General features: G+C 66.2%; 20 protein-coding genes. 8 read left to right on the top strand and 12 right to left on the bottom strand.

Annotated elements, in window-relative coordinates; genetic code table 11:
- Nucleotides 1–28: 28 nt before the first annotated feature.
- Complete coding sequence (locus tag VXM69_RS02600) at nt 29–385, bottom strand: hypothetical protein (RefSeq protein ID WP_367189245.1); 357 nt, start codon at nt 383–385, stop codon at nt 29–31.
- On the opposite strand from VXM69_RS02600, the gene VXM69_RS02595 reads away from it, so the two are divergent.
- A complete protein-coding gene (locus tag VXM69_RS02595) occupies nt 342–1,946 on the top strand; it encodes an EAL domain-containing protein (RefSeq protein WP_367188933.1) in 1,605 nt (534 codons plus the stop codon). The two genes, VXM69_RS02600 and VXM69_RS02595, sit on opposite strands and share 44 nt — an antisense overlap.
- A 31-nt stretch (nt 1,947–1,977) precedes the next feature.
- Here the strand turns inward: VXM69_RS02595 and VXM69_RS02590 are convergent, their stop codons facing one another.
- The 4 genes from VXM69_RS02590 to kduI form a co-directional block, all read right to left on the bottom strand.
- Nucleotides 1,978–2,343, bottom strand: a complete 366-nt coding sequence (locus VXM69_RS02590) for a hypothetical protein (RefSeq protein ID WP_226103883.1) — start codon at nt 2,341–2,343, stop codon at nt 1,978–1,980.
- A 95-nt stretch (nt 2,344–2,438) separates the two neighbouring features.
- Nucleotides 2,439–3,320, bottom strand: a complete 882-nt coding sequence (gene kdgR, locus VXM69_RS02585) for a DNA-binding transcriptional regulator KdgR (RefSeq protein WP_069705920.1) — start codon at nt 3,318–3,320, stop codon at nt 2,439–2,441.
- Nucleotides 3,321–3,378: 58 nt separating this feature from the next.
- Nucleotides 3,379–4,185 carry a 2-dehydro-3-deoxy-D-gluconate 5-dehydrogenase KduD gene (gene kduD / locus VXM69_RS02580; protein ID WP_124609174.1) on the bottom strand — a complete coding sequence of 269 codons (807 nt, stop codon included), beginning with the start codon at nt 4,183–4,185 and terminating at the stop codon, nt 3,379–3,381.
- A 4-nt stretch (nt 4,186–4,189) separates the two neighbouring features.
- Nucleotides 4,190–5,026: a 5-dehydro-4-deoxy-D-glucuronate isomerase gene (kduI, locus tag VXM69_RS02575; RefSeq protein ID WP_367188931.1), complete on the bottom strand. Its 837-nt coding sequence runs from the start codon at nt 5,024–5,026 to the stop codon at nt 4,190–4,192.
- A gap of 280 nt (nt 5,027–5,306) precedes the next feature.
- Here kduI and kdgT point away from each other — a divergent pair, with 280 nt between their 5' ends.
- On the top strand, nt 5,307–6,326 hold the full coding sequence (kdgT, locus tag VXM69_RS02570; protein ID WP_034189680.1) for a 2-keto-3-deoxygluconate transporter: 1,020 nt from the start codon (nt 5,307–5,309) through the stop codon (nt 6,324–6,326).
- 165 nt (nt 6,327–6,491) lie between these two features.
- On the opposite strand, the gene VXM69_RS02565 is transcribed toward kdgT, so the two are convergent.
- Nucleotides 6,492–6,866 (bottom strand): nuclear transport factor 2 family protein, encoded by a 375-nt coding sequence (locus tag VXM69_RS02565; RefSeq protein WP_034189681.1) that lies wholly within the window; start codon nt 6,864–6,866, stop codon nt 6,492–6,494.
- 102 nt (nt 6,867–6,968) lie between these two features.
- Between VXM69_RS02565 and VXM69_RS02560 the strand changes: the two genes are divergently transcribed.
- Nucleotides 6,969–7,949: a LysR family transcriptional regulator gene (locus tag VXM69_RS02560; protein ID WP_059556356.1), complete on the top strand. Its 981-nt coding sequence runs from the start codon at nt 6,969–6,971 to the stop codon at nt 7,947–7,949.
- Between the two features lie 189 nt (nt 7,950–8,138).
- Here VXM69_RS02560 and VXM69_RS02555 read toward each other — a convergent pair whose 3' ends face one another.
- Genes VXM69_RS02555 through VXM69_RS02540 form a run of 4 tightly spaced genes read right to left on the bottom strand, consistent with a single transcriptional unit; the run spans nt 8,139 to nt 9,156 of the window.
- Complete coding sequence (locus VXM69_RS02555; RefSeq protein WP_034189686.1) at nt 8,139–8,345, bottom strand: hypothetical protein; 207 nt, start codon at nt 8,343–8,345, stop codon at nt 8,139–8,141.
- Nucleotides 8,346–8,354: 9 nt separating this feature from the next.
- A complete protein-coding gene (gene rpsU, locus VXM69_RS02550) occupies nt 8,355–8,567 on the bottom strand; it encodes a 30S ribosomal protein S21 (RefSeq protein WP_034189687.1) in 213 nt (70 codons plus the stop codon).
- A 47-nt stretch (nt 8,568–8,614) separates the two neighbouring features.
- Nucleotides 8,615–8,824 (bottom strand): hypothetical protein, encoded by a 210-nt coding sequence (locus VXM69_RS02545; RefSeq protein ID WP_034189782.1) that lies wholly within the window; start codon nt 8,822–8,824, stop codon nt 8,615–8,617.
- 47 nt (nt 8,825–8,871) lie between these two features.
- Nucleotides 8,872–9,156 (bottom strand): hypothetical protein, encoded by a 285-nt coding sequence (locus VXM69_RS02540; protein ID WP_034189783.1) that lies wholly within the window; start codon nt 9,154–9,156, stop codon nt 8,872–8,874.
- 176 nt (nt 9,157–9,332) lie between these two features.
- Between VXM69_RS02540 and VXM69_RS02535 the strand changes: the two genes are divergently transcribed.
- On the top strand, nt 9,333–9,617 hold the full coding sequence (locus VXM69_RS02535) for a hypothetical protein (RefSeq protein WP_154233781.1): 285 nt from the start codon (nt 9,333–9,335) through the stop codon (nt 9,615–9,617).
- 202 nt (nt 9,618–9,819) lie between these two features.
- Here the strand turns inward: VXM69_RS02535 and VXM69_RS02530 are convergent, their stop codons facing one another.
- Both VXM69_RS02530 and VXM69_RS02525 read right to left on the bottom strand, forming a co-directional pair.
- Nucleotides 9,820–10,023: a cold-shock protein gene (locus VXM69_RS02530; RefSeq protein WP_034189689.1), complete on the bottom strand. Its 204-nt coding sequence runs from the start codon at nt 10,021–10,023 to the stop codon at nt 9,820–9,822.
- A gap of 235 nt (nt 10,024–10,258) precedes the next feature.
- Nucleotides 10,259–10,543 (bottom strand): hypothetical protein, encoded by a 285-nt coding sequence (locus VXM69_RS02525; RefSeq protein ID WP_034189690.1) that lies wholly within the window; start codon nt 10,541–10,543, stop codon nt 10,259–10,261.
- A 454-nt stretch (nt 10,544–10,997) separates the two neighbouring features.
- On the opposite strand from VXM69_RS02525, the gene VXM69_RS02520 reads away from it, so the two are divergent.
- The 4 genes from VXM69_RS02520 (at nt 10,998) to VXM69_RS02505 (ending at nt 15,457) form a co-directional block, all read left to right on the top strand.
- Nucleotides 10,998–11,213: a hypothetical protein gene (locus tag VXM69_RS02520; protein WP_049035401.1), complete on the top strand. Its 216-nt coding sequence runs from the start codon at nt 10,998–11,000 to the stop codon at nt 11,211–11,213.
- A 149-nt stretch (nt 11,214–11,362) separates the two neighbouring features.
- Complete coding sequence (locus VXM69_RS02515) at nt 11,363–13,747, top strand: DNA polymerase II (RefSeq protein WP_034189692.1); 2,385 nt, start codon at nt 11,363–11,365, stop codon at nt 13,745–13,747.
- A 153-nt stretch (nt 13,748–13,900) separates the two neighbouring features.
- Nucleotides 13,901–14,224 carry a DUF4148 domain-containing protein gene (locus tag VXM69_RS02510; protein ID WP_034189693.1) on the top strand — a complete coding sequence of 108 codons (324 nt, stop codon included), beginning with the start codon at nt 13,901–13,903 and terminating at the stop codon, nt 14,222–14,224.
- Nucleotides 14,225–14,332: 108 nt separating this feature from the next.
- Nucleotides 14,333–15,457 (top strand): J domain-containing protein, encoded by a 1,125-nt coding sequence (locus VXM69_RS02505; protein ID WP_049029916.1) that lies wholly within the window; start codon nt 14,333–14,335, stop codon nt 15,455–15,457.
- Nucleotides 15,458–15,474 lie beyond the last annotated feature (17 nt).

The following is a 15,474-nucleotide window of genomic DNA, read 5'->3' as shown; positions in this document are numbered from 1 at the left end:
GCAATCACAAAACTGCACCAATTTTTAATCAATAATATTTCGTAATAGCGCGCCACATCATATACTTGCCGCGCACCATCCTCGTGCCAAGAGACGGTGTCTTTCGACCCGGCCGCATGACCATGCGGCCGGGGGTTTTTCGGTGTGCTACGTCAATATGGATGCGCAAAATGCACTCGTCAGAGACGTGAGCCGTCGGACCGAATGGCCGATCGCGACGGGCCTGCCGCCGCTGCCCAGCGCGATCGTCGCGCCGGTTCGCATCGCGATGCCGATACGCGAACCGGATCGCCCGGACCAGGCATGACGCATGCGCACCGACCGGTTCGACATGCCTCTCCATGCGTACAACATCAAGGGCAACCGCGGGAATGTCGGCGCTCATACCAGGCTCGAAGTCCGTTTTCCAGCGTAGCGGTACATGGCCGCGGGCGGTCTTTTTCGTCGCGGTAATCGTTTGCGTGCTCGTGCCCGCCTGCGCGATCGTACTGGCCGATCGCTACGCACGCGATGCCGTCACCACGCAGGAACGCGTCGTCGCGAACGACATCGTGGCGACGGTGAACCGCATCCTCGACGGCGTCCGCCTGCGACATGCGGACGAGCTGACCGCGCTCGTCGGACGCCCTTGCGCGTCGGTATTCCGGACGCTGGCCGAAGTGGGCACTCGCCTGCGCTACCTGCGCGCCGTCGCGCTGGTGAACGACGGCCGCGTCATGTGCTCGTCGGCGCTCGGTGCGATCGACCTGCCGCTCGACGCATACTCGCGCGAGCCCGAACCGGGCGCGACGATCGTCACGCTGCTGCGCCAGACGCCGTTTCAGCGCGGCATTCCGGTGCTGGCCGTGTATCGCGCCACCGCGCGTGGCGCGGGTGTCCTGTACCTGATCGAAGGCGACTACGTGGTCGATGCACTCGCGCCGAGCGCCCGCAGCGGGACGGAATCCGCCACGCTGTCGATCGCCGGATCGGGCCGTCTCGACCAGCAAGGCAAGTTCGCGCCGGAATCGGACCACGCTCCCGCCGGCGGCACCACGATCGCGTCGCAACGCTGGCCCTTCACGGTGTCGGTCGCCGCATCGGCTCAGTACGCCTCGCACGTCCAGGGCCACTACCGGTTGATCGGCATGACGATCGTGCTGTTGACCGACGGTCTCGTGATGGCCGCCTACCTGCTGGCGATGGCGCCGCGGCGGCTGTTGCTGAAGGCCGTTCGCCATGCGCTCAGGCGCAACGAGTTTCACGTCGTGTACCAGCCGATCGTCGACGTGCAGACGCGCCGGACGGTCGGTGTCGAGGCGCTGCTGCGCTGGCAGCATCCGAAGTGGGGAGTCATCAGCCCGGCCGTGTTCATCCCGCAGGTGGAAGCGAGCACGGTACTGCCGAAGGTGACCGAATTCGTGCTGCGGACGGCCGTGTCGGAACTGACCGCGCTGACGCCGTCCGCGCCGCTGCGCATCGCGGTGAACATCGCGCCGAAGGATCTCGAGCGCGCGCGCTTCGTATCCGTCGTCGAGGAAGCGATCCGCGCGCTGCCGCCGGGCTTCACGCTGGTGCTCGAGGTCACCGAACGCATCCTGCTCGAGAAGAACGCGCGGACCACCGAGGTCTTCAACGCGCTCCGGTCGAAAGGCGCGAAGTTCGCGATCGACGATTTCGGCACGCATCACAGCAATCTGGACGTGCTGTCGCGTTTTCCGTTCGACTACGTGAAGATCGATCGCCAGTTCGTCGCCCAGCTGAACGACGGCGGCGCAGGGCTGATCGAGGGAATCGCGGCCGTCGCGCACCACTACGACCTGAAGATCATCGCGGAAGGCGTGGAGACGGAAACGCAGCATCGCGCGCTGCATGCGATCGGGATTCAGTATGCGCAGGGCTATCTGTATCGGCGGCCGCAGCGCGCGGAGAACCTGAAACGCGATTTCGCTTGGGTGTCGTCGTAGCGGCACCGGGCCCGACACGCACCGCCGGCGGTTACTGTGCGCCGTATTGACCGCCGAGACGTACGCGGCCCAGTTCGACCCAGCCCTCGAAGTCGTCGCCGGTCTTGCCGTTCACGTACATGATGTTGTACCAGCGCCCGTGCGACTTGTAGACGGTCACCGAATCGCCCGGGACAATGAAGGTTCGCTTCGTCATGCACTGCGCGTCGGGTGCCGAGTAGAAATATGCGCGCCCGGCGCCGATGACCGTGCCGGACGCCGGCGGCCGGAAGTTGTCGTCCGGGCCGCTCGTGGCCGCATCGAGCTTCCCGCAATCCACCGCGCTTTTTGCCTGCGCGCCGTTCGCGACGAGGCTCGCGCCGATCGCCAGCAGCGCGATGCACGTGCGCATCCACATGTTCATTCGCATGGTTCGTCCTTCAGGTCGTCGTGTTCGGGGTTCGCCGGTGCGCGACCGGCGCGGCACCGATTGTAGCGCCGCCCGCGGCGTGTTCAGTCGTGCACGACCGCGGCCGCCTCGACGGCCGCCGCGTGCGGGCGATGCCCGAGCCGCGCGGAAATCGCCTGCCCGGCTTCCTTCAGCAGTGCGACATAATGCGCTTTCGTGTCCGCGCCGCAACGCATCGTCGGGAACGACAGCGACAACCCCGCGATCACGCGATCGAAACGGTCGAACACGGGTACCGCGAGACACAGCAGGCCGTCTTCCTGCTCTTCGTTGTCCTCGCCGTAGCCCTGCTGCCGCACGTGCGGCAGGATGCTCATCACCGCATCCGCCGACGCGAGCGTCTTCGCGGTCGACTTCCTGAACTCGATGCCGGCCAGCACCGCGCGCGCTTCGTCGGGTGTCATCCAGGCGAGCAGCACCTTGCCGATCGCCGTGCTGTACAACGGATTGCGCCGGCCGATCCGCGACTGCATGCGCAGCCCGTAATCGGCGTCGATCTTGTGGATGTAGATGATCGCGTCCTCGTCGAACGCACCGAGGTGCACGGCTTCGCGTGTCAGCTGCCCGATGCGGCGCATCTCGAGATCGGCCTCGCGCACGAGGTCCACGCTCTCCAGTGCCTTGCTGCCCAGCTCGAACAGCCGGATCGTCAGGCGGTAGCGGTCGGTCTCGCCTGCCTGCGCGACGTAGCCGAGCGTCTTCAGCGTCTGCAGGAAGCGATGCACCGTGGTCTTCGACATGCCGAGATGCTGCGACAACTCGCTGATGCCGATCTCGCGGCGATCGCCGAGCGCGGCGAGGATCGTGAAGACCTTGCCGACGGCCGCGACCGAATCGGCCTTTTCGGCGGCACCGGCCGCCGACGGGTCGGCTTCGGCGCCGAGGTTCGCCTGATCGCCTTTGCGCTGCCTGGGCGTTGCTGTCATGTCCGTGAATCCGTGAGTGCGAATCGGGAGAGCATAACGCGTCCGCCGCGAAGCGCGATCAGCGCGCGAGCCACCCGCCGTCGACGGCGAGCGTGTGGCCGTGCACGTAGTCCGACGCAGGCGACGCAAGAAACACGGCCGCGCCCGCGAGGTCGTCGGGCACGCCCCAGCGGCCGGCCGGGATGCGTCCGAGGATTTCGTCGCTGCGCCGGCTGTCCTCGCGCAGTTGCGCGGTGTTGTCGGTCTCCATGTAGCCGGGCGCGATCGCGTTCACGTTGATCCCGCGCGCGGCCCATTCGTTCGCGAGCAGGCGCGTGAGCCCCAGCACGCCGCTTTTCGATGCGGTGTACGACGGTACGCGGATGCCGCCCTGGAACGACAGCATCGACGCGACGTTCACGATCTTGCCGCCGCGCCGCTGCCTCACCATCTGCCGCGCGACGGCCTGCGACAGGAAGAACACGCTCTTCAGGTTCACGTCGATCACGGCGTCCCAGTCGGCTTCGGTGAATTCGAGCGCATCGCAGCGGCGGATCATGCCCGCGTTGTTGACGAGGATGTCGACGCGACCGAACGCATCGACCGCGCCGCCGACGATCCGCTCGACCGGTTCGAGCGTCGACAGGTCGGCGCGCACGTCGGCGAAACGCCGGCCGGCCGCCTCGACGCGCGCCGAGGTCTCGGCCGGGGCCGAACGGTTCGCGCCGACGATGTCGCACCCGGCCGACGCGAGCGCGACGGCCATCGCGGCGCCGAGCCCCGTATTGCAGCCGGTGACGATCGCAACCTTGCCGGTCAGGTCGAACAGGCCGGCGCGCGCGGGGCGCGCGTCGACGGCGGGAAGATCGGGCGTATCGCGTTTCATGGTGTCAGCGCAGGTCCGCAACGGCGATGTGATCCATGTCCTTGAACACCTGGTTCTCGCCGACCATGCCCCAGATGAACGTGTACGCCTTCGTGCCGACGCCCGAATGGATCGACCAGCTCGGCGAGATCACCGCCTGCTCGTTGTGCACGACGACGTGACGCGTTTCCCGCGGCTCGCCGAGCAGGTGGAACACGGCCGCATCGTCGGCGAGGTTGAAGTAGAAATACACCTCCATCCGGCGCTCGTGCGTATGGCACGGCATCGTGTTCCACAGGCTGCCGGGCTCGAGCTTCGTCATCCCCATCGACAGCTGGCAGGTGGGCAGCACGTCGGGCACGATGAATTTGTAGATCGTGCGGCGGTTGCTCGTGGCCGCATCGCCGAGCGTTTCGGGCGACGCCTGCGCGAGCGTGATCGTGCGTGTCGGCCAGGCCGTGTGCGCGGGCGCGCAGTTCAGGTAGAACTTCGCGGGACGCGTGCGATCGTCGCTGCCGAACACGACGCCCTGCCCGCCTTGCCCGATGTAGATCGCCGCCTCGGTGCCGACCGCATGGCGCTGCCCGTCGACCTCGACCCAGCCGGGGCCGCCGATGTTGATCGCCCCCAGTTCGCGACGCGCCAGCAGATGGCTCACGCCCATCGCCGCGCCGAGCGCCGCGGGCACCTCGACCGGCCGCGTGGCCGGCCACGCGCCGCCGACGATGATCCGGTCGATGTGGCTGTAGGTGAGCGACAACGCGTCCGGAGCGAACACGTTCTCCACCAGGAAATGCCGGCGCAGGCCGGCCGTATCGAGCGTCTTCGCGTGTTCGCCGTGTATGCCCTGTCGCACTTCCATGCCGGCTCTCCGTTGGGGAAGAAGACGCCGCCGACGCGCGTGCCGGCGGTGGTCATGCGATGAATTGAAGCACAGATTCCGCAAATTCGGAACGTCGATCCGAAAATAGTTCGCCGCACAACGACAGCGCAATTTCCTTTTTTATCAGCCATTTATAGTGATACGGGTATACGATTACCGTTTCAAACAATACAAACGGACCGACGTTCCGAATCATGTCCTATAGTCAGTCAGCAGACATCATTCGACAACGGGACGCATCGACGTCCACGGAGGAGACGTGAAGCTGAAACAGGCCATCGACCGCATACCGGGCGGGCTCATGCTGGTCCCGATGCTGCTCGGCGCGTGCGTGCACACGTTCGCGCCGAACGCCGGGAAGTACTTCGGCTCGTTCACCAACGGCCTGATCGCGGGCACGGTGCCGATCCTCGCCGTCTGGTTCTTCTGCATGGGCGCGACGATCAACCTGCGCGCGACGGGCGTCGTGCTGCGCAAATCGGGCACGCTACTCGCGACCAAGATCGTGGTCGCGTGGCTGGCGACCCTGATCGCCGCACGGTTCATCCCCGACGACGGCATCCGCACGGGCCTCTTCGCGGGCCTGTCGCTGCTCGCGATCACGACGTCGATGGACATGACCAACGGCGGCCTCTATGCGGCCGTGATGCAGCAGTACGGCAGCAAGGAAGAAGCCGGTGCGTTCGTGCTGATGTCGATCGAATCGGGGCCGCTCGTCAGCATGCTGATCCTCGGCGCGGCGGGCGTCGCGGTATTCGAGACGCGGCTCTTCGTCGGCGCGGTGCTGCCGTTCCTGATCGGCTTCACGCTCGGCAACCTCGATGAAGACCTGCGCGAGCTGTTCGGGCGCTGCGTGCATCCGCTGATCCCGTTCTTCGGCTTTGCGCTCGGCAACGGCATTGATCTCAACGTGATCGCGAAGAGCGGGCTGCCGGGCATCGCGCTCGGGCTCGCGGTGATCGTCGTGACGGGCGTGCCGCTGATTCTCGCGGACAAGTTCGTGGGCGGCGGCAACGGGACAGCCGGGCTCGCCGCGTCGTCGACGGCGGGCGCCGCCGTGGCGAACCCAGCGATCATCGGCGAGATGATTCCGAAGTTCAAGCCGATGGTGCCGGCCGCGACGGCGATCGTCGCGACGGCTTGCCTCGTGACGGCGATTCTCGTGCCGATCCTGACGGCGATGTGGGCGAAGCGGGCGGCCAGGATGTCAGGCATGCCGATCATCGTTGCGGCGCGGGCCGGGCATGGCGCGCCGATCGAACATGAAGGGCATGTTTGAGAGGGAAGGTTCGAGCCCGCCTTTCAGGCTCCGGCTGCGGGTCGATCCATGTTCGACGACATGAAAACCCCGGGAAATCGACGCGTTTCCCGGGGTTTTGTTCGTTGGTGTCGGCGCGCGCTCCGGACCCGGGCGCGCGTCAGCCGCGCGGCGCTACGCCACGTTTCAGTCGAACGTATGCACGATGGCGGACGCCTTGGTGGCGATCAGCCAACTGCCATCCACCTTGTGCATGACGAAGTGATCGTTGAACAGCCGGCTTCCGATCCGCACCCGCACCGTGGCCGTCGAAAGGCCGTCCGAGACGTGCGCCATGGAGAGGATCGCGTCGTCTCGGGGTGCGCCGCTTGACCGGGGGCTCGGCCTCCCGTTGACGAGCGCCTCGTACTCCGACGACGACAGCGTGCGCAGCCGGCCTTCGTCCAGCCACTGAATCAGGCAGCTCGGGTGAAAGACCTTGTTGAAGTCACGGCTCTTCGGCTCGTAAGCCAGATTGAAGTAATCCTCGATCAACGCGACGACGGCTTGGGTCTGGGTCATGACTGGCTTTCCTCGAGAGTGAACGGCTCGTATAGTGAGCGATCGTCCTCGCCTCGGCTACGGCGGCCCGTTTATCGCTGCCATTACAGGAACTCATGGATCATGGAAGACCTCGACGGAGGACTTGTCGGCGGCTTGCTCGTGCTTGCGGCCATCGCCGAATCCGGGAGCTTTGGCCGTGCGGCATCCCGTCTGGGCAGGACTCAGCCGGCGGTCAGTCGCGCCATTCAGCGACTGGAAGACCGCCTGCACGCGAAGCTCGTGCATCGCACCAGCCGGCACGTCGAAGTGACGGACGCTGGCCACGCGCTGTTGTCGAAAGTGCGGCCGTTGCTCCAGGGAATCGAAGAGGCGACCGCCGAAGCCGCCGGCCAGACCTCGGTCGTCAACGGAACGCTCCGTGTGGCGTGCGACGCGGCGTTCGCTCGACTTGTGCTGGCGCCGGAGCTGGCCCAGTTCATGAAGGATTACCCAGCGCTTCATGTGAAGCTGGAAACCCGGAACGACCTGTCGGATCTGGTTAGCGACGGTTTCGATCTCGCGATACGATTCGGGCCGCCGTCCGTTTCCACGTTGGTCTGTCGCAGGCTGTACAGCCCGCGGGTCCTGACGGTGGCCGCGCCGTCCTACCTGGCGCAACGCGGCCGGCCAAGGTCGCCGCAGGATCTGGTCGATGACGGCCATGAATGCATCCTGGCCATCGATCCGGCTACCGGTCGGCCCTTCGACTGGGAATTCTGGCGCGACAACGAGAAAGTGAAAGTGGCTGTCAACGGGAATCTGACCGTCACGGATGCGGGAACCAAAATCGGCGCGTGCGTTGCAGGCTTCGGGATCGCCCAGCTGATCGACCTCGGAATCGACGCGCACCTGCGTGCCGGCACGCTGGAGCCGATCCTGACGGACTGGAGCGACGAGACGTTCCCGCTTTATGTCTATTACCCCAGCCGGAGTCACGTTCCGGCCAAGGTACGAGCGTTCATCGACTTTGTCGTCGGCATGATGCCCGGGCTGCAGTCGAAGGGCCATGGCGCTGGCGAGCGGCCGTCATCGGCCGTGCTCGAAACGCTGCATCGCGCATAGTTTTCCGGCGTTCATGCCGAGGGTGCCGGCCGCGACGGCGATCGTCGCAACGGCTTGCCTTGGGACGGCGATGTGGGCGGCCAGCGTGTCGGCGGGTACTGCCGAGGTTCGCGGCGCGAGCCGGGCACGGTGACGCGATCGAGCAAGAGAGGCTTGTGCGACGAGGACGGTGCGGAGCCGCCGCCCACCTCACCCCTGAACGCTGAGCGCCTTCTCGAGCGCGGCGATCAGCTTGAACGCATCGTCCCGCCCGATCAGAAAACCGCGGCTGGTGTACTCGCATCCGAACGCATAGAAGCTCGGCAGCAGTGTCACCATGTCCTTCTGCCGATCGAGATCGACTTCACATTTCGTCAACGGGAAGAACGGGGGTGCCTCGGCCGGCATGTTGTACACGATGTTCTCCTAGTACATTTTGCGCGGCGGCAGCATGCGCTTCGCACGCAGGCGCTGCCTGGCCACGGCGCTGGCCTTTTTCCGCTTGCGTTCGGTCGTCGGCTTTTCATAGCCGGTGCGACTGCGCAGCTCCCGGATCAGCCCGGTTTTCTCGATGCCGCGGCGGAATCGCCGCAGCGCGACATCGATCGGTTCGTTGACCTTCAGCGTAATGGTTGTCATCAGGGTCCTGTTTCAGGGAAAGGAAAAGGGAAAGGGGGAACGCAAAACTAGCCAAGCCGTGTCATGACGGCACTCGCGATCCCGTCCGACTCGAATTCCGAATATCCGGCTCCGATCGACAGTGCGCGTACCGCCGCGAACATCTGCAGTTCCTGCTGATGGCACAGCGCCGAATCGGCGACTCCGGCAGGCACCGCCGTGCCCGTCCACGTCACCTCGCGTCGTCCGATCAATCCAAGCAGTTCATCGACAATCATTTCGCTCTCCGAATTCATCACGCATTGCATTGCCCGACCGCGTCGCATCAAAGCGAGGCGGCGAAGAAATCCTGTTTGTCGCGATTGCTGTCGATGATGCTCTCGGCGAAGCGCAGCGAAGCGCGACGCGCGTCGCCGGCGTTGTCGAACGGGCGACGCTCACGCACCATGAAAGTCTGGCTGCGGGTCAGCGTATCGTCGGTGCCGCGAAGGCAAATCTTGACCGCCGCGTCGAAACCGGCATCGTAGTTGTGCGGGCTGCCATTGGGCGCCGGCACGTGAGGGTAAATCAGTGGATAAATCTCGAATCCACGGTAGATATGCATGCTCATGACGAACTCCTGGCGTTCGGCCACGGCGCATCGCATGGGCGAACACATCCGGCCTGCATCCCCGTTGCGGGGCGGGCAGGTAGGGTGAATGGGACAACGTTGCAGCGCGGAGGCGGGGCGATGCAGCAAGCGGGTATTAGGAGGGGCGAGCGGCCGGTGGGCGGATGCCGGCTCGAATGAACCCATCATACGCGCATCGTTTGTCGGACGCCCAACTAATTCCGGGTTGCGCGCGACCAGGCGCGCGGGTGCAGCCGGACGGCACACGGTGTCCGGCCACGAAGCCGACACTCGCCGCGCCATCCGATCCGGATCGCGATTACGGCGCCGGCAAGCGCTTCTTCGGGCGCGATTTCGTGAGTGCGGCGGGTTTGGGCGGCACCCAGTTCAATGCGGTGCCGAGCCTGGGCAGCATGATGGCCGGCTTGGCGCGCGGCGGCGGCTTGTTGCTGCGGGACTGACTTCGGGTCATGCGGGTTCTCCTGCCGCACCGCTTGCGCGATCCGATGAGCGTGACGCGTCAAATCGCGCGCGCGGCCGAACACGCGCACGGCGATGCATGCCCGGGATCGGCATGCGCGCGAGTTCGACGGCGGTGCGTCACCCGTGAAGCGGCGACGACGCGCCGCCTCATGAACGATGCTGACGCACCCGGGCAATGAATTACAGCGGGGTGATGTTCGCTGCCTGCAGGCCCTTGGGGCCCGTCTTCGTCTCGTAGCTGACCTTCTGGCCCTCGGCGAGCGTCTTGAAGCCCTCACCGCGAATCTCGGAGAAGTGGGCGAACAGATCGTCGCCGCCGCTGTCGGGCGTGATGAAGCCGAAACCCTTGCTGTCGTTGAACCACTTGACGGTACCGTTATCCATGTTAGATCTCCTGAAAGTATGGACGAGCGCACGCATCCGAAAAGACGCGGACACAAAAAAATAATCAAGGAGGGAGAGGACAACGAATACCGCAGGCTGCGGTCGATGATGAGCAGCAATCGCGCTTCTTGAATACTTACGCGGCCGACAGTACGCCTCGTCAACAGGTGTGTCAAGCGCTTTCGGTCGAGGGGCGGAACGCGCGGCCGTCGTTCGCACCGTCCCGACGACACGCTCAGAGGGACGCCAGCAAGCGCAACTGATGTTCGGTTTCGGTGCCGTTGATCAACGCGAAGAACGCGGTCTCGCGACGCTCGATCGCCGACAGACCCTCGGTGTCGGAGAAGATGTTCCATGCGACGCCGTCGACATGCGCGAACCGGCCGCGCGACCGTGCAAACGCCCGCAACAGCGGGCTCGCCTCGCGGCGAAGCACCCGGCGATCTTCATTCAATACGTACGGCGCCCAGCCGGCACGCAGGACGAGATAACAGGGAATGGCACTGCGATCGATTTTCATGGGCACGCCGTTTCTTCCGGAGGTACGTTGCCGATCTCGCTCGTGTCGACGCGAACCACTGAACAGCGCTTGCTCCACTATACGCGCTACCGCTGCCGTGCATGCCGTCGCCGCGGCGCGAAGGCCCGTCGCGGCTGCGGAAATCCGCTCGAAATTTCGCTATACAAACGGATTGAACGGCGTACGATCGAGGCGACGGATGACCGGCGGCCGATTCCGGCGCGTTGCGCCGCGTCCCTCCTTGAATTCGATCGGGCCCCTCACCGCGACCGATCGCCCCGGCGCCGTCGAGCGGCCGTGATGCCCCCTTCCTGTCCCGTCGCTTGAGCGTGGCTCCGAAGCAGTTCCGGAGCAGCGGGCTTTCTCCTCTCCCTGCGGGCGGCATCCGGTTTGCCGGTCCATTCTTCCCCCTCCCGCGCCAGCCCACTCGCGGTAACCCGACAGGGAGGCGCCCATGCGCTTCGACACGACACGTTTCCGGATCGACCCGACACCGCGCAGGGCGGACGGCGAATACATCGCGCATGCGCGGATCACCACGATTCTCCTGGACGGAGATGAACGGGAAGTGCACGCCAGCGGCGATCTCGCCGGCTTCGATGCGCGCGATGATGCAGTCGCCTACGCGACCCAATGGGCCAAAGGATGGCTGAGCGCGCAGTTCGGTTGAGCACGGACGATCCGCAACCGGGCAGGCAACCCGCCGCCGCGGAACGCGAACCGTTCGAGCGCTGCCGGCTTCGCGCGCGGCCGGCGCGAGCGTGAACCCGGGCCAGGCGCTAAAATCCGCCGCCTGGGCATTCACGACGAGCAAGCGTTTTGACGGCGTTCGAGCAGGGTTTCATCCTCACCCGCCACTGGCGGGACACCGCATCCGGCATCGAGATCGAGTTCTGGCTGGCAACCGAACACGGTCCGCGCCGCGTGCGCTTGCGCCCGCAGGAAGCCGTCGCGTTCATTCCGGCCGAACAGCAGGCACTCGCCGAACGCGCGCTGGCCGGCGAGCGCGAAGCCGAATTGCGTCCGCTCGCGCTGCGCGACTTCCGGCAGCGCCCGGTCGTCGGCCTCTATTGCAAGCGCTACCGTCATCTGTCCGCGCTCCAGAAGCGCCTGGCCGCCGCCGGCGTCGACGTCTACGAGGCCGACGTGCAGCCGCCCGACCGCTACGCGATGGAGCGCTTCATCACGGCGTCCGTGCAGTTTCGCGGCCAGCCCGGCCGCGACGGCACGCTGACAGTCGCCGAGCTGAAGCCCGCCGACGGCTACCGCCCGACGCTGCGCTGCGTGTCGCTCGACATCGAAACCAGCGTCCACGGCGAACTGTATTCGATCGCGCTCGAAGGCTGCGGGCAACGCCAGGTCTACATGCTCGGCCCGCCCAACGGCGATGCAAGCGGCGATGCCGGCCCCCTCGATTTCGACCTCGACTACTGCGATACCCGGCCCGCGCTGCTCGCGCGGCTCAACGAATGGTTCGACGCGCACGATCCCGATGCGGTGATCGGCTGGAACCTCGTGCAGTTCGACTTGCGCATCCTGCATGCGCATGCGGAGCAATACGGCATCCCGCTGAAGCTCGGGCGCGGCGGCAGCGTGCTCGACTGGCGGGCGCACGGCCAGCAGCCCGACCACTTCTTCGCGGGCGCGGCCGGCCGGCTGATCCTCGACGGCATCGACATGCTGAAATCCGCGACGTGGACCTTTCCGTCGTTCAGCCTCGAGTACGTGTCGCAAGCGCTGCTCGGCGAAGGCAAGTCGATCGACAACCCGTACCAGCGGATGGACGAGATCCAGCGCCGCTTCGATCACGACAAGCCGGCGCTCGCACGCTACAACCTGAAGGACTGCGAGCTCGTCACGCGCATTTTCGACAAGGCCGACCTGCTGTCCTTCGCGCTCGAACGCGCGAGCGTCACGGGCCTCGCGGCCGATCGCACCGGCGGCTCGGTCGCGGCGTTCACGCACCTGTACCTGCCGCGCATGCACCGGCTCGGCTACGTCGCGCCGAACCTCGGCGACGTGACGGGACAGAACAGCCCCGGCGGCTTCGTGATGGATTCGCGCCCCGGGCTGTACGACTCGGTGCTCGTGTTCGACTACAAGAGCCTTTATCCGTCGATCATCCGCACGTTCCTGATCGATCCGGTCGGCCTGATCGAAGGACTCGCGAACCCCGGCGACGACGCCTCGGTGCCCGGCTTTCTCGGCGCGCGTTTCTCGCGCACCGCGCATTGCCTGCCCGATGTCGTGCGCCGCGTATGGGAAGGCCGCGACGATGCGAAGCGGCAGCGCAACGCGCCGCTGTCGCAGGCACTGAAGATCATCATGAATTCGTTCTACGGCGTGCTCGGCTCGACGGGTTGCCGCTTCTTCGACCCGCGCCTCGCGTCGTCGATCACGATGCGCGGCCACGAGATCATGCACCGCACGCGCGAGCTGATCGAGGCGCAGGGTTACGAAGTGATCTACGGCGATACCGATTCGACGTTCGTGTGGCTCGGCCGCGCGCACGACGACGACGAGGCCGGCGCGAAGGGCCGCGCGCTCGTCGGGCACGTGAACCGCTGGTGGCAGGCGCACCTGCGCGACCGCTTCGGGCTCGAGAGCGCGCTGGAACTGCAGTACGAGCGGCACTACCGCCGCTTCCTGATGCCGACCGTGCGCGGCGCGGAAGAAGGCAGCAAGAAGCGCTACGCGGGCCTCGCGGCCGCGGCCGGCGGCGGCGAGGACCTCGTCTTCAAGGGGCTCGAGACGGTACGCACCGACTGGACGCCGCTCGCGCAGCAGTTCCAGCGCGAGCTGTACCGGCGCGTGTTCCGGCGCGAGCCGTACCAGGATTTCATCCGCGACTACGTGCGGCGCACGCTGGCCGGCGAATTCGACGACCAGCTCGTCTACCGCAAGCGCGTGCGCCGGCCGCTGCGCGAATACGAACGCAACGTGCCGCCGCACGTGCGCGCCGCGCGGATCGCCGACGAGTTCAACCACGCGCAGGGCCGGCCGCTGCAGTATCAGCGCGGCGGCTGGATCAGCTACGTGATGACGACGGCCGGCCCCGAGCCGCTCGAAACGATGCGCTCGCCGATCGACTATGCGTTCTACCTGAGCCGCCAGCTCCAGCCCGTCGCCGACGCGATCCTGCCGTTCCTGCGGGACGATTTCGAGCGCGTGATCTCGGGGCAGGGGCAATTGTTCGGCGACTGACGCGCCGGCGCCGCGCGGCTCATTCTTACTCGTTCTGAAACACTGCTGGAACGGATTCTCCATTTATCCGGGCGGTGCGGGTTCCTAAACTTGCATCGTCGGTTCAGCCAAGCGAATGCGTGCAGGACCGTAACGAAACCGTCTGAGGAAACCGTGAAATCCGTCATCGTCACCATCGCCGCCGTCGCCGCTACCGCCACCGCTCTGCTCGCCGCGCCGGCCGTGTCGTACGCGCAGTCGTCGCACTCGACGCTCACGCGCGCCCAGGTCCGCCAAGAGCTGTTCGACCTCGAATCGGTCGGCTACGTGCCGATCGCCGCCGACGGTGACAACTATCCGGGCGACATCGTCGCCGCGCAGGAACGCCTGGCCGCCAAGCGCCTCGCCGAACGCGAGCACGCCGAGGCGGCCTACGGATCGAACGGCGCACCGGCTACGGAAGCGGGCACGCCGGCGGTGGCGACCGTGAAGCCGTAACGCGCGCGGCCGGTTGCGTCGGGACAGAACGCCGCCGGGCCGCTCGCCGCGCGTCCGGCTAAAATACCGGCCTGCCGCGCCTCCCGCCGCGGCCGGAGAACCTTCATCATGACCGCACGTCGCGGTGCCGCGGTCGTCATCGCACCCGGCCACGAAGCAGCCAGCCTGTCGAAAGCCCAGAAAACGTTCAATACGCTCGTCAAGCAGATCGAGCAGCGGCGCGAGCGGCTCGGCGCGTGGGACGCCGTGATGCCCGCGTTCCAGAAGAAATTCGTCGACGGGCTGCTGCCGCTCGAACAGGCGTCGACCGCGTTGCGGATCCGCTTGCTCAATCTGCTCGACGACGCGTTCCTGCAGAAGGGCTTGAGCAAGGCCGAGCAGCGCACGCTGTCCGCGCTGATCGCCGGCATGGCGCGCAACCTGCTCGACTTCAGCGACGACGCGCAGTTGAAAATCATCTACAACCGGCACGCCAAATCGGACGACGACCGCCCGGCGGCCGATCGCGCACCGGCGAAGCAGCATGCGGAGCCGACTCCCGACGTGGCGCCGGCGGACGATCTCGACATGCTGTCGCCCGACGAACTCGCCGAGCGCATGCAAGCCGAGCTGGACGAACAGTTCGAGCGCGACATGGCCGCCCACGAGGCCCGCGAGGCACAGCGCGCCAAACGCAGGAAAGCACCCCGGCAATCGGCCGCGGCGGCGAGGCGCGAAGCCGAGCAGGCCGAATCGAGCAAGTCGATCCGCGAGGTCTATCGCAAGCTCGCGAGCGCGCTGCACCCCGATCGCGAAACCGATCCGCAGGAGCAGGCACGCAAGACCGTGCTGATGCAGCGGGTCAACCACGCGTATGCAAAAGGCAACCTGCTGCAATTGCTGGAACTGCAGCTGGAGATCGAACAGATCGACCGGCGCGCGATCGACGGCCTGAGCGAAGACCGGCTGACCCGCTACAACGGCATCCTGGAGGAGCAGATTCGCGAGCTCGATCAGGAGATCCGGCACGTCGAGAACGACTTCCGGCGAACTTACGGGATCGCGCCATCGGTCAAGCTGGCGCCCGATACCGTGATGCGCACGCTCACGCGCGACATCGCCGCGATGCAGCGCAGCAACCACGACCTGACCGTGACGCTGCGCGAGTTCGACGATCCGGAAAACGTCCGCGACTGGCTGAAGGACATGAAGCGCCGGCCGGCTTCGTCGCACTTCGACGACGATTCTTTCTAGGCGCGTCGCCGAGCAAC

Origin of the sequence: Burkholderia sp. Ed8, from assembly GCF_040761425.1 — a bacterium.
In the GTDB taxonomy this organism is placed as follows: Bacteria; Pseudomonadota; Gammaproteobacteria; order Burkholderiales; family Burkholderiaceae; genus Burkholderia; species Burkholderia seminalis.
This window is presented reverse-complemented; position numbering and strand designations above follow the sequence as displayed.